This is a genomic window from Lactobacillus acidophilus (assembly GCF_034298135.1).
In the GTDB taxonomy this organism is placed as follows: Bacteria; Bacillota; Bacilli; order Lactobacillales; family Lactobacillaceae; genus Lactobacillus; species Lactobacillus acidophilus.
Genome location: NZ_CP139575.1, coordinates 1,595,418 through 1,610,195, shown reverse-complemented (window position 1 = coordinate 1,610,195; position 14,778 = coordinate 1,595,418). Strand labels below are relative to the sequence as shown.

Genomic DNA, 14,778 nt, shown 5'->3' with positions numbered 1-14,778 from the left:
CAAACTGATAATTTCAGTTTGCTTTTATTTTTTGCTTGAAAAATGATAGATCAGCTAGTAAAGTAAAGCTAATAATTTTTTTGAATGAGAAAAGGAGAGCATCTATGTCAAATTGGGATACAAAATTCGCTAAAAAAGGTTTAACTTTCGATGATGTTTTATTAATTCCGGCAGAAAGTCATGTTTTACCAAACGAAGTTAATTTAAGTACTAAACTTGCTGATAACATTAAATTAAATATTCCATTGATCAGTGCAGGTATGGATACCGTTACTGAAGGAGCAATGGCAATTGCAATGGCTCTCCAAGGTGGGCTCGGTGTTGTACATAAGAATATGTCTATTCAGGCACAAGCTGGCGAAGTAGCTAACGTTAAGAGTGTAATTGTACCAAGCGGCGCATCTAAAGCAGCAGTAGACGATCAACATAGATTGCTTTGTGCTGCAGCAGTTGGTGTAACTAGCGATACATTTGAAAGAGCAGAAGCACTTCTTGAAGCAGGTGCAGATGCAATTATAATTGATACTGCTCATGGTCATTCCGCAGGAGTATTACGTAAAATTAAAGAAATTCGTGAACATTTTCCAAAGCAAACTTTAATTGCAGGAAATGTGGCAACTGGGGATGCAACTCGTGCATTATTTGATGCTGGTGTTGATGTAGTTAAAGTCGGTATCGGACCTGGTTCAATTTGTACTACCAGAATTGTGGCTGGTGTTGGTGTTCCTCAAATTACTGCAATTTATGACGCTGCAACGGCAGCACGCGAATACAACAAGCCAATTATTGCCGATGGTGGTATTAAATATTCTGGTGATGTAGTTAAAGCATTAGCAGCTGGTGGTAACGCTGTAATGCTTGGTAGTATGCTTAGTGGAACTACTGAAGCACCTGGTGACATTTTTGAAGACAATGGTAAGAAGTTCAAGCGTTACCGTGGTATGGGGTCTGTTGGTGCGATGGCTCAAGCACATGGTTCAAGTGATCGTTATTTCCAAGGTGGAGTTAATGAAGCAAATAAGCTTGTTCCAGAAGGTGTTGAAGCTCGTGTTGAATACAAAGGCGATGTTTCTGATGTAGTTTTCCAAATTGATGGTGGACTTCGTTCAGGTATGGGATATTGTGGTGCAGCTAATATTCCAGAGTTGATTGAAAAGGCCCAATTTGTTCAAATTACTAATGCTGGTCTTCGTGAATCTCATCCGCATGATGTTCAAATGACTAAAGAAGCACCTAATTATAAATAAAGTAATTACTAAGTATACAAATAATAGATAAAAATAAGAGGAAACCACCGTTTTCTCTTATTTTTTTAATTTTATTAATCTTTTTTATAGATATTTTAAGATGTTTTGGTATAATTAAAACAACATTAAAATAATAACACGAAAATGAGGGAGCAAATAATATGGCTAGATACCTATTGAAACGTATTTTTTATATGGTCCTCACTTTGTTTATCGTAGCCACGGTAACCTTCTTCTTAATGAAGTTAATGCCTGGTTCACCTTATGCTAACGAGGCAAAGATGACATTGACTCAACGTCAAATTATGGACCAACAATATGGTTTGAATAAGCCTGTATGGCAACAATATTTAATTTATATTGGTGGAATGCTACATGGCGATTTTGGAACTTCTTTCCAATACAGTAATCAACCTGTCTCTGCATTGATCGGCGCTCGTTTAGGCGCATCAATGCAATTAGGACTTCAGGCTTTAGTTCTTGGCGTTATTCTCGGGGTAATTGTTGGCGCAATTGCTGCTGTTAACCAAGGTACTTGGGTTGACTCAACTGCAACTGTAATCTCTATTATTGGTAAATCAGTTCCTAACTTCGTTTTGGCTGTGCTTCTTCAATACTACATTGGGTTAAAATTGGGCTGGTTCCCAATAGCCGGCTGGGGGCAATTCTCGCAAACAATCATGCCAACGATTGCTTTAGCAGTAGGGCCTTTTGCCGAGACCGCCAGGTTTATTAGAACAAGTATGGTTGATACTTTAAGTAGTGACTACATCGAATTAGGTAAAGCTAAAGGTTTAAGCAGAATGGAAGTTATTAGAAAGCACGCAATGCGTAACTCAATGATTCCGCTTGTTACTTTAATTGGGCCTTATGCAGTTGCCTTAATGACTGGTTCAATGGTTATTGAAAACATCTTCAATATTCCAGGAATTGGTGAACAATTTGTTAAGTCTATTTTGACTAACGACTATCCAACTATTATGGGAATTACAATGGTCTACTGTATTGGCCTTGTAGTAATCTTGTTAATCACTGATATTATCTATGGATTGATTGATCCGAGAATTAGATTAGATGAAAGCGAGGCTTAAAAGACAAATGGCTGAAGAAAAATTAAACCTTCCTGCAGATGCCTTTGAACCTTTATCAAAAGATGAGGCACAAGATAATGAAAATATAGCTGGTCCATCACTTTCATTTGCACAAAACGTTTGGATCCGTTTTAAGCAAAGAAAGGCAGCTGTGATTTCAGCAATTATCGTTATTGTTATGATTGTCGTTTCTTTTGGTTCAACGCCATTTATTAACAAATCTACTTTGGTTAAATCACATCCGCAATATGCTAACTTACCTGCAAAAGTTCCAGGAATGGATGCAATTAATGGCTTAAACGGTAAGATTAAGCAAAATGGTAAATGGGTTGATGCCTATGCTCAAAATGGAGTACCCAAGAATAAGTACTTTATTGCTGGTACCGACTACTTAGGCCGTTCTTTAGGTCAAAGAATTATCTATGGTACAAAAATTTCATTGATTGTTGCATTGGTTGCAGCCTTCTTTGACTTAACAATTGGTGTTGCGTACGGAATAGTGTCCGGATGGAAAGGCGGGGGAGTCGATAACGTGATGCAGCGGATAATCGAAATTATCTCCTCCGTACCTAACTTAATTATTGTTGTTTTGATGTTGGTTGTGTTAAAGCCAGGTATTACTTCAATTATCTTGGCTATTGCCATTTCGAGTTGGACAACGATGGCTCGACAGGTCCGAGCCGAGACGCTGAGTTTAAAGAATGAAGAATATGTTTTAGCAGCTCGTTCACTTGGTGAATCACCTTGGAAGATTGCTTGGAAACACTTAGTTCCTAACCTTTCAAGTATCATTATTATTCAAACAATGTACACCATTCCAACTGCTATTTTCTTCGAAGCATTCTTGAGTTTCATCGGTATTGGGATTTCAGCACCAGAAACTTCACTTGGTGTACTTCTAAATGAAGGTCAAAAGAACTTCCAATTCTTACCATACCAAATGTGGTACCCAGCAATTATTTTGTGTATCTTGATGATTGCATTTAACTTACTTGGTGATGGTTTGCGTGATGCATTTGATCCAAGAGGACAAAGATAGAAAGGATTAACCTAAATGCCAGAAGAAAGAGTTTTAGATGTTAAAAATTTAAAAATTGATTTCCACACTTATGCTGGTGAGGTTAAGGCTATTCGTGATGTTTCTTTTCACTTAAATAAGGGTGAGACTTTAGCAATCGTAGGTGAATCAGGTTCAGGAAAATCTGTTACTACACGTAGTATTATCGGCTTGTTAGCACGTAATGCTAAAATTCAGGGCGGTGAAATTAATTTCCACGGTAAGAATCTTTTAGAATTACCAGAAAAAGAAATGCAAAAGATTCGTGGTAATGAAATTTCAATGATTTTCCAGGATCCAATGACTTCACTTGATCCAACAATGAAGATTGGTCAACAAATTGCAGAGCCTTTGATTAAGCATAAGGGTGCATCTAAAAAAGAAGCTTGGGCTAAAGCACTTGAAATGATGAGGGCAGTTGGTATTCCTAATGCGGAAGAAAGAATTAATGAATACCCACACCAATTTTCAGGTGGTATGAGACAAAGAATTGTTATCGCAATTGCCCTTATTTGTGAGCCGGAAATTTTGCTTGCGGATGAACCAACTACTGCGCTTGATGTAACGGTACAAGCTGAAATTTTGGATTTGATGAAGGATTTACAAAAGAGAGTAAAAACTTCGATTATTTTCATTACTCACGACTTGGGTGTAGTAGCTGGAATGGCAGATCGTGTAGCTGTAATGTATGCTGGTGAATTCTTAGAATTCGGTGGTGTAGATGAAATTTTCTATGATCCACAACATCCATACACTTGGGGTTTGATTAATTCAATGCCTACGCTTGATAGTGATACACTTGAATCTATCCCAGGTACGCCACCTAACTTACTTGATCCTCCTAAGGGTGATCCATTTGCCCCAAGAAATAAGTATGCAATGAAAATTGATATTGAGCGTAAACCGCCATTTTTTAAGGTGACCGATACTCACTATGCTGCAACTTGGTTACTTGCACCAGGTGCACCTAAAGTTGATCCACCAGCAGAAATTCAAAGGCGCTGGAAGAAATATGATTTTATGAAACAAGAAGATAAATTACCAAAGGTTAAGTAATAACAGCAAAGGAGAATTTTATGCCAGAAAAAAAGAAAATTTTGGAAGTAAAACATCTAAAACAATACTTTAAAAATGGCCGTAATGTAACCAAAGCTGTTGATGACGTAAGTTTTGATATTTATGAAGGTGAAACCTTTGGTTTAGTTGGTGAATCTGGTTCAGGTAAGACAACTACTGGTCGTTCAATTTTACAATTGTATAATCCAACTAGTGGTGAGGTCATTTTTGAAGGTAAAAATGTGGCTGGTGTTAAGTCACGCGCTGACAAGTTAGCTTTTACTAGGGATGCACAAATGATTTTCCAAGATCCGTATGCTTCTCTTAACCCAAGAATGACTGTTGAAGATATTATTGCAGAAGGTCTTGATATTCACCATTTAGTTAAGAGCAAAGAGGAGAGAATTAAAAGAGTAGAAGAACTTCTTGAAACTGTTGGATTGAATGAAAGTCACGCCAGCCGTTTTCCTCACGAATTCTCAGGTGGTCAGCGTCAAAGAATTGGGATAGCCCGTGCATTAGCAGTAGAACCTAAATTTATTGTCGCTGATGAACCGATTTCCGCTTTGGATGTGTCAATTCAAGCTCAGGTTGTTAATTTGATGATTGAATTGCAGAAAAAGCGCGGCTTAACGTACTTATTTATTGCACACGATTTATCAATGGTTAAATTTATTTCAGATCGTATTGGAGTTATGCACTATGGTAAGTTGCTTGAAGTTGGTCCAGCTGATGATGTTTATGATCGTCCGCTTCATGACTATACTAAGAGTTTGATTTCTGCTGTGCCAATTCCAGATCCAGATGTAGAACGCAGTCGTAAACGTATCCCTTATGACGCACAAAAAGAAGAAATGGATGGTAAAGAACGCAGTATGCACGAAATTCGTCCAGGTCATTTTGTACGTTGTACAGATGATGAAGTTAAGCATTATCAACAAGTTGCGGCAAGTTACGAAGATTAAAATAAGCAATAAAAAAAGCCTCATTACAATTTGAGGCTTTTTTTATTGCTTATTAAGCTAATGAATCCCATGCAGGCAAGTCGGTAATAGGACCTTCTGCAAGTTCTTTTTGCTTATCGGTTAAATACTTCTTGTGAACAACAACTTCATATACATAGTCGTTGAACCAGTCATTACTCATAACAAAGAATCCTTTAGAACCAGATTTTTCGCCCCATGAGTTTTCGACCTTCCATTGACGGATTTCGCCATTATCTTCATCAACACCAACCAAGGTCATTGCGTGTGAAACTTCACCAACACCAGTCCTTAATCTGTCAGCTTTAGACATCTTAAGATCAACGCCGAATAAATCGTCAAGTTTGTAAAGGTTAGTATCAAGATAACCAGTCTTGCGGTCCATTTGACGAAGAACATCGTTACCAAACCATACTGCTTCACCATCTTTTAATTGAGCAATAGCAGCTGATGATAAGTATTCCATAGGTACATTTAAAAGCTTGATTCTAAGTGAGCCTTCAATGTTATCTTCTGCTGGAAGACCGTATAACTTGTTGTATTCATGATCAGGTGCATTAGTTAAAACAACATAGTCATCAAAATCAACCTCACCCATATACTTATGTAAGAATTCAAGTGGTGTAAGATTCTTGTCTAAATGATATTTCTTATCATCATCACGATATTCAAGATCAAACGTCTTAGGTGGTTCACCGACAGCGATAGCAGTCATTTGGTAAACTTCACTCAAGAATTTTTCACGAGTCTTAGCGATTTCGTCATCTTTACCATATTGCTTTAATTCACGAAGAACTAATGCGTCTTTTTTAAGCTTGTCACCAAGAGCTGTCGCAAAGCTAGTTGTATTATTAGTGTTGAAAGTTTCAGGCATTGCGTATGAAGGAACAACGCCATATTTTTCTACTAATGCGGCAGCCATTTGGAATTGTCCACCGTCTGCACCAGCAAAGTCGAGATCAGCTTTCACTTGACGAGAATCAAGAGGCATGTCAGCACTATCTAAGATACGATTGTAGAACATATTAGCACGTTCAATCTTATCCCAGAAGAAGTTGTAGGCTTGTGAGAAGGTAAAGTTCTTTGCTTTGTACTTCTTGCCAAATGCATGACGCAAAACATTTAAGGTTGAAAACTCCCAGCAACGACCTGAGTGAAGTTGGTTAGTAACGTTGTCAGTATCTAATTCCGTTGAAAAAACGCGAGTTAATTCACCTTCTACGCGATCGTTGTAAGATGCTTCGAGCACACCGCTACGTTGAGCCGCACGAGCAATAATTTTATTCTTTGGATTCTTGTTAAAATCAGCAGAGAACTTTTCTAGTTCTTGCACAGTGAGTTCATGAGCCATTAAAAAATCTCCTTTTCTCATTTTTAATCTTTTCTTAAATTAACTACTATTTTAAGCCAAAACAAAAACGGGTTCAATCATTGAACCCGTTTTAGAGAATTATCCATTTAAATTAATCAGACTTCTTGCAATAATCTAATAATTTAATCAATCTGGATAGAATTATCATCATCCCCAGCAGTTTGCTTTGGTAGGGTGATGGTTAATACACCATTATCATACTTTGCATGAATCTCATTTGCAACTACATTTGGCAATCTATAGCTTCTTGAGATACTACCTTCGCTTCTTTCTTTGTGGATGATATTTCTTTCCTTATCGTTAGTATCTTTAAAGGCTTTTCTAGTACCGGCCACGCTTAAAACGCCATCTTTGTAATTAAGTTTGATGTCGTCTTTATTCATGCCGGGCATATCAATCTTAACTACATAGTCCTTATCAGTTTCTGCAACATCTGATTGCATGATATTTTCAATTTCGCTGTCATCAAAGAAGTTTCTTGGAAAACCAAACCAATCGTTCATTGCATCCATCATATCATTGCGACGATTCATCATATCGTTTGCCATAATAAAACTTCCTTTCATTTTGTTTAGTTTCTAATTTGTAAGGATTCATTTTTTTCTTACACTGATTATTTTAGTCGTTTATTAAAAAAATTAAACTATTTAGCACTCTTTAATATTTAGTGCTAATTTCGCTTAAAAAGATGATTAAATCAATGATTAACACTTGTGGATAACTTTTGTATAATTAAAAGACAAAGGAGCAAGCATTTTATTTATGGTATATTTTCAAAAAATGACGCCAGAAGGCTATAAACAAATTGAAGATGAAATTGCACGTTTAAAGAAAGATCGTCCACGTAGAATTAAGATTTTACAGGACGCTCGTGCATTGGGAGACTTATCAGAAAATACTGAATATACTGAAGCTAAGCGCGATTTAGGACATTTACAAAGTCGGCTACGTTATTTAGATAAACAATTAAAATATGCGGAAATCGTTGAAACTAAAGATGACGGTAAAGTAGATCTAGGTAAGACTGTTGTATTAAAGTTTGACGATGACGATGAAACCGAAGAATATAAGATTGTCGGCCGGATGGAAGCAAATTTAGAGGATGGTAAAATCTCTTTTGACTCACCACTTGGGCAAGCAATTATGAAAAAAGAAGCAGGGGTAACTTCAATTGTTGAAGCACCTGCTGGAGAATATAAAGTAACAATTGTAGAAGTAAAATAACAATTATTCAATAAACTGTACTTTTTTGGTATAATATTGGATTTGTAGGACACTATCCAGATTAGGAGTGAGACGCTTTGAATACGCCAGAGTCAAGAGAAGGCAATATTATTCGCTATGCGGTATATTTAATAGGTTATGTGCTGGTTTTTGCTGTAATAAAGCTAGTTACTAGAAAGTCGCCGTTGCATATTTGGGACTTGATTTTGTTCGGTCTAATTGCAGCAATGGTTTTACTATTTTATATTTATCGCTTTAATCGAGAGCAGCGCTTTTTTGCCCGTGATTTTAAATTACCTTGGCTCGGAAATTTTTCAGTAGTTGTCTTATTAACTTTGATAATTACGGCAACAAGAATTACTATTTCGTATTTACAAGCGTATGGCAAAATTAATTATTATGATTTTCAGGCGATCTACTTAAAGAATCAGTCTAATGATATGTTTTGGTTCTTGATTGTAGTAGAAGGAATTATATTACCGATTTTGCAGGAATTTTTGGCAACAGGTTTTTTATTTAATTATGCGTTTCGTAATAATGCTAAAAGAGCGGCAGTAACGGGAATTATTATTTCAGGCTTGATTTTTAGCTTATTGAATTATCAAAGTTCAATCGAAACTTTCGCAATTGAAGCAGCCTATGGAATGTTGTTTGCCTGGAGTTACTTATATTCTCAAACGCTTTTTCTTCCAATGTATCTGGCAATAGTAAGTGGCGTTTTAACTGTGATTATGGTTTAAGAGCAAAAAATAAAGGATGAGACAAAGTCTAATGTCTCATCCTTTATTCTTTTAAGCGGATAGCGTGAATCGAACCCGCATCTACAGCTTGGGAAGCTGTCGTTCTACCATTTAACTATACCCGCAATCTGCTTTTATTTTATCATTCTTTTTCTGAATAAAGCAATTATTTTTTTCTGGGTATTTTTTCTACTTGAAGAGTAATATTTTCCCGATTTATTAAACTGGTAAAATTTTGAAAAAGCCAACGCCGAAGTTCTTGAGGTTCAATTACTAAAGGCATTCGATTATGAATCGGCTGCATTGTTGAATTGGGTTTGGTCGTGACCATTGCAAAATTATTTTGATCATAAATTCCAGCAATCATTGTAATTGGCTGCTTACTTTTGAAACTATAACGTTCATAATAACTTTTGCCGTTTGATGCGTGATAAGTATTTTTGGAATATTCGAAAAATTCATTAGTTAAAATTAAACAACGTTGTTTAGCAAATGATTCGTCCCACATTGAAGGCTTCGTTTCATAAAAGCGCTCAATTCTAGCATTGAATAAAGGTTTACTATCTACTGGACTGGGGTAGCCCCAATTTTTATTGATGAGTTGTAGTTTTTGGTCTTGATAAAGCAAAACTGGCGCAATTTGATTAGGAAAAATGTCTTTTTCTTCGAAAATATCTATTTGAGGTTCGACTAAAGGTAAGTTTAAATCTGCATTTAAGTATTTTTTTATTTGGGCCAATTTGGGTAGACGAAATTGATTACACATGCTTATATCCTTTCACTAGTGATAGTTTAATCATAGCTTAATTTTTGTTAAAATTAGGTAATTAAGCAATAAATACAAAAAATAAATTTAGAAAAGAGCAAGATTATGGCAAAAGAGATTTTATTAACCGGTGACCGTCCAACTGGTAAGCTTCATATCGGTCACTATATTGGTTCATTAAAAAACAGAGTAAAATTACAAAATTCTGGTAAATATGATCCATATATTATGATTGCAGATACTCAAGCTTTAACTGATAATGCTCGTAATCCTGAAAAAATTCGTAATAGCTTGATTCAGGTGGCATTAGACTATTTAGCTGTAGGTATTGATCCTACTAAGTCAACTATCTACGTTCAATCTCAAATCCCAGCACTATTTGAATTGACTTCATATTACATGGATCTTGTATCAGTAGCGCGTCTTGAAAGAAACCCTACTGTAAAAACTGAAATTAAGCAAAAAGACTTTAAGGATTCTATTCCTGTCGGATTTTTAAATTATCCGGTTTCTCAAGCTGCAGATATTACTGCATTTAAGGCGACTTTGATCCCTGTTGGTGATGATCAAGAACCAATGCTTGAACAAACACGTGAAATTGTAAGAACTTTTAACCGTGTTTACAATACTGATATTTTAGTTGAACCAAAGGGGTACTTCCCACCTAAGGGCCAAGGTCGTCTTCCAGGTCTTGATGGTAATGCTAAAATGTCTAAGTCTCTTGGCAATGCTATTTATCTTGCAGATGATGCTAAGACTGTTCAAAAGAAAGTTATGTCAATGTACACTGATCCAAACCACATTCATGTTGAAGATCCAGGTAAAGTTGAAGGTAACACTGTATTTACTTATCTTGATGTATTTGATCCAGATAAGGATAAGGTAGCAGAACTTAAAGCAGAATACCAAAAGGGTGGCTTGGGTGACGTCAAGATTAAGCGTTACTTAAACAAAGTGCTTGAAAATGAACTTGCACCAATTCGTGAACGCCGTGAAAAATTTGCACAAGATGAAGATGCAGTTTATGAAATGCTTTTGGAAGGGTCAAAGAAAGCTAACAAAGTTGCTAACGAGACTTTGGAAGAAGTTCGTGATGCCATTGGTTTAAACTATTTTAAAAATAGATAATTTTGAAAAATAAGAGGTAAATCATGCACGATCGAATCCCTTGGAAACAATATTTTATGATGCAGGCACTGGTTATTGCCCAACGGTCAACTTGTAATCGGGCGTTAGTAGGTAGCGTTTTAGTTAAGGATAATCGCATCATTGGGACAGGTTATAATGGCTCTGTTTCAGGTCAACCTCACTGTGATGAAGTAGGCCATCAGATGGTTGATGGGCACTGCGTTAGAACTATTCATTCAGAGATGAATGCAATTATTCAATGTGCAAAATTTGGTGTTTCAACAGATGGTACTGAAATTTATGTAACGCATTTTCCTTGCTATAATTGCTGTAAATCTTTACTTCAAGCAGGTATTAAAAAGATAAACTATTATTTTGACTATCGCGATAATCCATTAGCAATGAAACTGCTTCATGATTGCGGGGTACCATATGAACAAATTAAGATCGATCGAAAATACGTGGAAGGCTTGGCCCATAAACTTGAAGAAGACGAGAATTAATTTTATTTGGTTAATTGGTTTACTAGCTGTATTTTTAACGACTACAGGATTTGTACAATCAAATATTGAAGATAATGCACATATTTTAAATAAAGAGACGAAGACTCTAATTAATGAAAAAAATAATCGCTATCTTCAAACTAAAGAACAGCCACAAATTGTGGTAATTACGGTTAAAAAATTAAATAAGTTAACTCCTAAGACATTAGATCATTCTAAGCGCACCGTTTTTATTGTGGTAGGGCAAAAGGGAAGCAAAAGAAATGTTCAAATCTTTTCAACTAAAGATTTACATGGTGCTTTTACTGCTGATGCTAGAGCTAATATTTTACGGGCTGAAGTTGATCAATTACGTAGTCAAAATAATGCTAAATTCAACCAGGGACTACGTTTTGTTTTTAGAGCCTGTGCGACTAAAGTTGATCAGCAGTATCAATATGCTTTAGATAAATATGATTTAACTAGTAGTGAACAAAATAAGATATCTCATCCACATAGTGTAGCGCTACCTATTGCTTTAGCACTTGCATTTTTGATCATGGGAATTGTTTATGTATTAAAAAAATTTGGTCATCGAAATTCCGAACCACACAATTAGTCAACTTGACTTATTTTGGATAAGTCCTTACACTTTTTGTAGATATAAAAACTGTTAGGTGAGACTCCTACATGAACACACGCTATCGCCCAGAAACATCCAGAGATGCCAACGGGTTAAATAGGTGTCGTCGACTTAAGGCGAGATCCAGATAGCTAGCATGTGCTTACGTCACGTAGTGTTAAAACTGAACGACGAGTATAACGGAAGCTTTATTTGGCGCGAAAGTCACCTGCAGAATTTGCAGGGGGCTTTTTTGTTTGCTTGTCAATGATGAAGGGAGTTAGGAATGTTAAAACCAGCTAAAAAACGATCAAATGTTGACATTCAAAGAATTCAGCGTATTGCTCGTGAATCGCGAAGTGAGACGCTGGCTAGATTACAAGCGAGTGCCGAAGGGCTTTCAACAAAGAAAGCTGAAGAAAACAGAAGAGAATACGGCAAAAATGAGATTAGAACAAATACTAATGCTTCAAAGTGGCGTTTATTGTGGGAATCTATTGCGACGCCATTTACTGTGGTGTTACTTGTTTTAACCTTATTAACGATTTTTACTAGCTATATTTTGGTGCCGCAAGGCAATAATGATATCGATACTATTTTGGTAATGGTCATTATGTTGATCATTTCTGTAGGTGTCAATTTTGCACAGAAAATTAGAATTGCTAAAGTAACGGAAAAGATACTGGAGATGGTTTCTGTTACAACCAATATTCGACGTGATGGTAAAAATGTAGAATTACCAACAGATGAAGTGGTTGTGGGAGACGTGATTAATTTATCTGCTGGTGACATGATTCCTGCAGATATGAAGCTTCTTACAAGTAAGGACTTGTTTTGTTCATCAAGTTATTTAGATGGTGATTCTGAACCAGTAGAAAAGGTGGCTAATGTTTCGCTTAAGCCGAGTATGTTGGCGGATTATTTGAATTATCCTAATATTCTTTATGAGGGAATGACGGTAGTATCAGGTTCAGGTAGTGCAATTGTCTTTGCCGTAGGAAATAACACAGTCTTCGGTAAAAAGGTACAACATATTTTCCGTAAGAAAGTTAAAGTAACATTATTTGATCGTGAAATTAAACAATTAGCTAAGATCTTAATTGTGGCAGCCGCAATTTTAGTACCCGTTTTATTTTTGATTAACGGAGTGACTAAAGGAAACTGGGGCGAAAGTTTGATTTTTGCTTTAGCAGCAGCAGTCGGCTTAACACCAGAAGTTTTGCCAATCATTGTGAATAGTAACTTAACTAAAGGTGCAATAGAGATGGCTAAACAAGGTGCCGTTGTCAAACAGATGAATGCAATTCAGAATATTGGCTCGACAGATGTTTTTTGTATCGACAAAACTGGAACTTTAACGCAGAATAAAGTGGTTTTAGAGCGTCACTATGACTTGAATATGCAAGAAAAGCCGCGTATTCTGAAATTTTCATATTTGAATGCATATTATCAAACGGGTATGGAAGATTTGATTGATAAAGCTGTTATTGATGCAGCTGGAGATGAATTAAACGTTAATGAAATTCAACGTGACTATAACAAGATTGATGAAATTCCTTTTGATTACATTAGAAAAAGAATGAGTGTTGTAGTCGTTGATAATGACGATCATCATGGTCAACATATTTTGGTGACTAAAGGCGCTGCAGAAGGGATGCTTAATATTTCAAGTAAGGTTGAGGTAGATGGTCGAATTGAAAAATTAACCTCGGCTTGGCGTGAAAAGATTTTAAATCAAATTAATGAATTAAATGATGATGGTTTAAGGGTCTTGCTTATTGGCTATAAAGTTAATCCAGCGCCTGTGGGTGAGTTTTCTGCGAAAGATGAAAATGATTTAACTATTATTGGTTATTTGGCATATCTTGATCCACCTAAAGAAAGTACTAAAGAAGCCTTACAAAGCCTGAAAGATGATAACGTTAATGTCAAAATTTTTACAGGTGATAATGAAGCCGTTACTCGAGCAATTGCTCTTCAAGTAGGACTAAATGTGGATACCGTCTATGATGGTGAACAAATTGAGGCGGCCACATCAGAAGAAATGGCTAAGATTGTTGAAAAGTGTGATATTTTTGTTCATCTAACCCCAGAATTAAGAACGAAAATTATCAATGCTTTGCAAAAAAATGGTCATATTGTTGGTTACATGGGTGATGGCAATAAAGATACTTTGGCAATGAAAGTGGCTGATGTCACTGTTACTTCAAATAATGCAGTTGATATTACCAAGGAATCGGCAGATATAATCCTTGAACAAAAAGATTTGCAACTATTGGAAGAAATGATTATTACTGGACGTAAGGTCTTTTCAAATACGATGAAGTATATCAAGACTTTTTTGGTAACCAATTTTGGCAGTGTTATCACAATGGTTGTAGCATCAATTATTTTGCCATTTTTGCCACTTCTTCCATTACAATTATTAATTTTAGATTTACTTTATAGTATCAGCTGTCTAGTTATTCCATTTGACAGTGTTTCAAGAAGTTATGTGAAAAAGCCACAGCAATGGTCAATTAGAAAATGGCCTAAATTTATGTTTTCGTTTGGTCCTATTCCTGCAATTGTTGATTTCATTATGATGGCTCTAATGTTCTATGTGATTTGTCCACGATTGGTAGGACCGAATTATCATCATTGGGTCTTTATTTCACTGTTTTATTCAGGAATGTTTATTGAATCACTGTGGACTAGAGAAATGGTAATTCATACTTTACGTGATGAGCGATTCCCATTCTTTGGCCAACATGCTACACCGATTGTATTTTTAGTTACATTTGGTATAGCTATTTGGGGGACAGCTCTTCCTTCATCAAGCATTGCAGCCAGCTTGGGAATGACAGATTTACCATTTGATTTTTTGTTAGTTATTTTCATTATTGAAGTAATTTATGTTTTATTGACGACAATCGTAAAAAAGATTTATTTGAAAAACGGAAAATTTTAGAAAAAAAGGGATTGGATTATTTGCCAATCTCTTTTTAATATTGTTTTCGTGGTAAGATAG

At 35.9% G+C, this 14,778-nt stretch carries 14 protein-coding genes, 1 tRNA gene and 1 riboswitch; of the genes, 11 read left to right on the top strand and 4 right to left on the bottom strand.

Annotated features, from left to right (window positions below):
- The first annotated feature begins 104 nt into the window (after positions 1-104).
- From guaB to SO785_RS07745, 5 genes are all read left to right on the top strand, one after another.
- The gene (gene guaB / locus SO785_RS07765; RefSeq protein WP_011254072.1) at positions 105-1,247 is read left to right on the top strand and encodes an IMP dehydrogenase; all 1,143 of its coding nucleotides are present in this window, start codon (positions 105-107) and stop codon (positions 1,245-1,247) included.
- Positions 1,248-1,408: 161 nt separating this feature from the next.
- Positions 1,409-2,338: an oligopeptide ABC transporter permease gene (gene opp3b, locus SO785_RS07760; protein WP_011254073.1), complete on the top strand. Its 930-nt coding sequence runs from the start codon at positions 1,409-1,411 to the stop codon at positions 2,336-2,338.
- Positions 2,339-2,345: 7 nt separating this feature from the next.
- Positions 2,346-3,377, top strand: coding sequence for an ABC transporter permease (locus SO785_RS07755; RefSeq protein ID WP_011254074.1), 1,032 nt, complete (start codon positions 2,346-2,348; stop codon positions 3,375-3,377).
- Positions 3,378-3,392: 15 nt separating this feature from the next.
- Positions 3,393-4,451, top strand: coding sequence for an ABC transporter ATP-binding protein (locus SO785_RS07750; RefSeq protein WP_003548860.1), 1,059 nt, complete (start codon positions 3,393-3,395; stop codon positions 4,449-4,451).
- Between the two features lie 20 nt (positions 4,452-4,471).
- Complete coding sequence (locus SO785_RS07745) at positions 4,472-5,416, top strand: ABC transporter ATP-binding protein (RefSeq protein ID WP_021874012.1); 945 nt, start codon at positions 4,472-4,474, stop codon at positions 5,414-5,416.
- A 52-nt stretch (positions 5,417-5,468) separates the two neighbouring features.
- Here the strand turns inward: SO785_RS07745 and SO785_RS07740 are convergent, their stop codons facing one another.
- Positions 5,469-6,785, bottom strand: coding sequence for a C1 family peptidase (locus SO785_RS07740; RefSeq protein ID WP_011254075.1), 1,317 nt, complete (start codon positions 6,783-6,785; stop codon positions 5,469-5,471).
- A 143-nt stretch (positions 6,786-6,928) separates the two neighbouring features.
- Entirely contained in the window at positions 6,929-7,354 is a 426-nt protein-coding gene (locus tag SO785_RS07735; protein WP_011254076.1) for an Hsp20/alpha crystallin family protein, read from the bottom strand.
- A 214-nt stretch (positions 7,355-7,568) separates the two neighbouring features.
- On the opposite strand from SO785_RS07735, the gene greA reads away from it, so the two are divergent.
- The gene (gene greA / locus SO785_RS07730; RefSeq protein WP_003548866.1) at positions 7,569-8,030 is read left to right on the top strand and encodes a transcription elongation factor GreA; all 462 of its coding nucleotides are present in this window, start codon (positions 7,569-7,571) and stop codon (positions 8,028-8,030) included.
- A 77-nt stretch (positions 8,031-8,107) separates the two neighbouring features.
- Complete coding sequence (locus SO785_RS07725; RefSeq protein WP_011254077.1) at positions 8,108-8,770, top strand: CPBP family intramembrane glutamic endopeptidase; 663 nt, start codon at positions 8,108-8,110, stop codon at positions 8,768-8,770.
- Positions 8,771-8,824: 54 nt separating this feature from the next.
- On the opposite strand, the gene SO785_RS07720 is transcribed toward SO785_RS07725, so the two are convergent.
- Positions 8,825-8,895 (bottom strand) — tRNA-Gly (locus SO785_RS07720).
- A 41-nt stretch (positions 8,896-8,936) separates the two neighbouring features.
- Positions 8,937-9,536, bottom strand: coding sequence for an SOS response-associated peptidase family protein (locus SO785_RS07715; protein WP_003548869.1), 600 nt, complete (start codon positions 9,534-9,536; stop codon positions 8,937-8,939).
- A 105-nt stretch (positions 9,537-9,641) separates the two neighbouring features.
- Here SO785_RS07715 and trpS point away from each other — a divergent pair, with 105 nt between their 5' ends.
- From trpS to mgtA, 4 genes are all read left to right on the top strand, one after another.
- Positions 9,642-10,664: a tryptophan--tRNA ligase gene (gene trpS, locus SO785_RS07710; protein WP_003548870.1), complete on the top strand. Its 1,023-nt coding sequence runs from the start codon at positions 9,642-9,644 to the stop codon at positions 10,662-10,664.
- 23 nt (positions 10,665-10,687) lie between these two features.
- Positions 10,688-11,167, top strand: a complete 480-nt coding sequence (locus SO785_RS07705; protein WP_003548871.1) for a ComE operon protein 2 — start codon at positions 10,688-10,690, stop codon at positions 11,165-11,167.
- 13 nt (positions 11,168-11,180) lie between these two features.
- Positions 11,181-11,765, top strand: a complete 585-nt coding sequence (locus tag SO785_RS07700; RefSeq protein WP_225852594.1) for a TPM domain-containing protein — start codon at positions 11,181-11,183, stop codon at positions 11,763-11,765.
- A 43-nt stretch (positions 11,766-11,808) separates the two neighbouring features.
- Positions 11,809-11,972, top strand: a riboswitch (M-box (ykoK) riboswitch).
- A gap of 82 nt (positions 11,973-12,054) precedes the next feature.
- The gene (gene mgtA, locus SO785_RS07695; protein WP_003548873.1) at positions 12,055-14,718 is read left to right on the top strand and encodes a magnesium-translocating P-type ATPase; all 2,664 of its coding nucleotides are present in this window, start codon (positions 12,055-12,057) and stop codon (positions 14,716-14,718) included.
- The last annotated feature ends 60 nt before the right edge of the window (positions 14,719-14,778 follow it).

Excerpts from the sequence above, each read along its gene's own strand:
- SO785_RS07715 (WP_003548869.1), bottom strand. The coding sequence starts at position 9,536 with ATGTGTAATCAATTTCGTCTACCCAAATTGGCCCAAATAAAAAAATAC.
- trpS (WP_003548870.1), top strand. The coding sequence starts at position 9,642 with ATGGCAAAAGAGATTTTATTAACCGGTGACCGTCCAACTGGTAAGCTT.
- SO785_RS07740 (WP_011254075.1), bottom strand. The coding sequence starts at position 6,785 with ATGGCTCATGAACTCACTGTGCAAGAACTAGAAAAGTTCTCTGCTGAT.
- SO785_RS07705 (WP_003548871.1), top strand. The coding sequence starts at position 10,688 with ATGCACGATCGAATCCCTTGGAAACAATATTTTATGATGCAGGCACTG.
- opp3b (WP_011254073.1), top strand. The coding sequence starts at position 1,409 with ATGGCTAGATACCTATTGAAACGTATTTTTTATATGGTCCTCACTTTG.
- SO785_RS07735 (WP_011254076.1), bottom strand. The coding sequence starts at position 7,354 with ATGGCAAACGATATGATGAATCGTCGCAATGATATGATGGATGCAATG.
- SO785_RS07750 (WP_003548860.1), top strand. The coding sequence starts at position 3,393 with ATGCCAGAAGAAAGAGTTTTAGATGTTAAAAATTTAAAAATTGATTTC.
- SO785_RS07745 (WP_021874012.1), top strand. The coding sequence starts at position 4,472 with ATGCCAGAAAAAAAGAAAATTTTGGAAGTAAAACATCTAAAACAATAC.
- greA (WP_003548866.1), top strand. The coding sequence starts at position 7,569 with ATGGTATATTTTCAAAAAATGACGCCAGAAGGCTATAAACAAATTGAA.
- SO785_RS07755 (WP_011254074.1), top strand. The coding sequence starts at position 2,346 with ATGGCTGAAGAAAAATTAAACCTTCCTGCAGATGCCTTTGAACCTTTA.
- mgtA (WP_003548873.1), top strand. The coding sequence starts at position 12,055 with ATGTTAAAACCAGCTAAAAAACGATCAAATGTTGACATTCAAAGAATT.
- guaB (WP_011254072.1), top strand. The coding sequence starts at position 105 with ATGTCAAATTGGGATACAAAATTCGCTAAAAAAGGTTTAACTTTCGAT.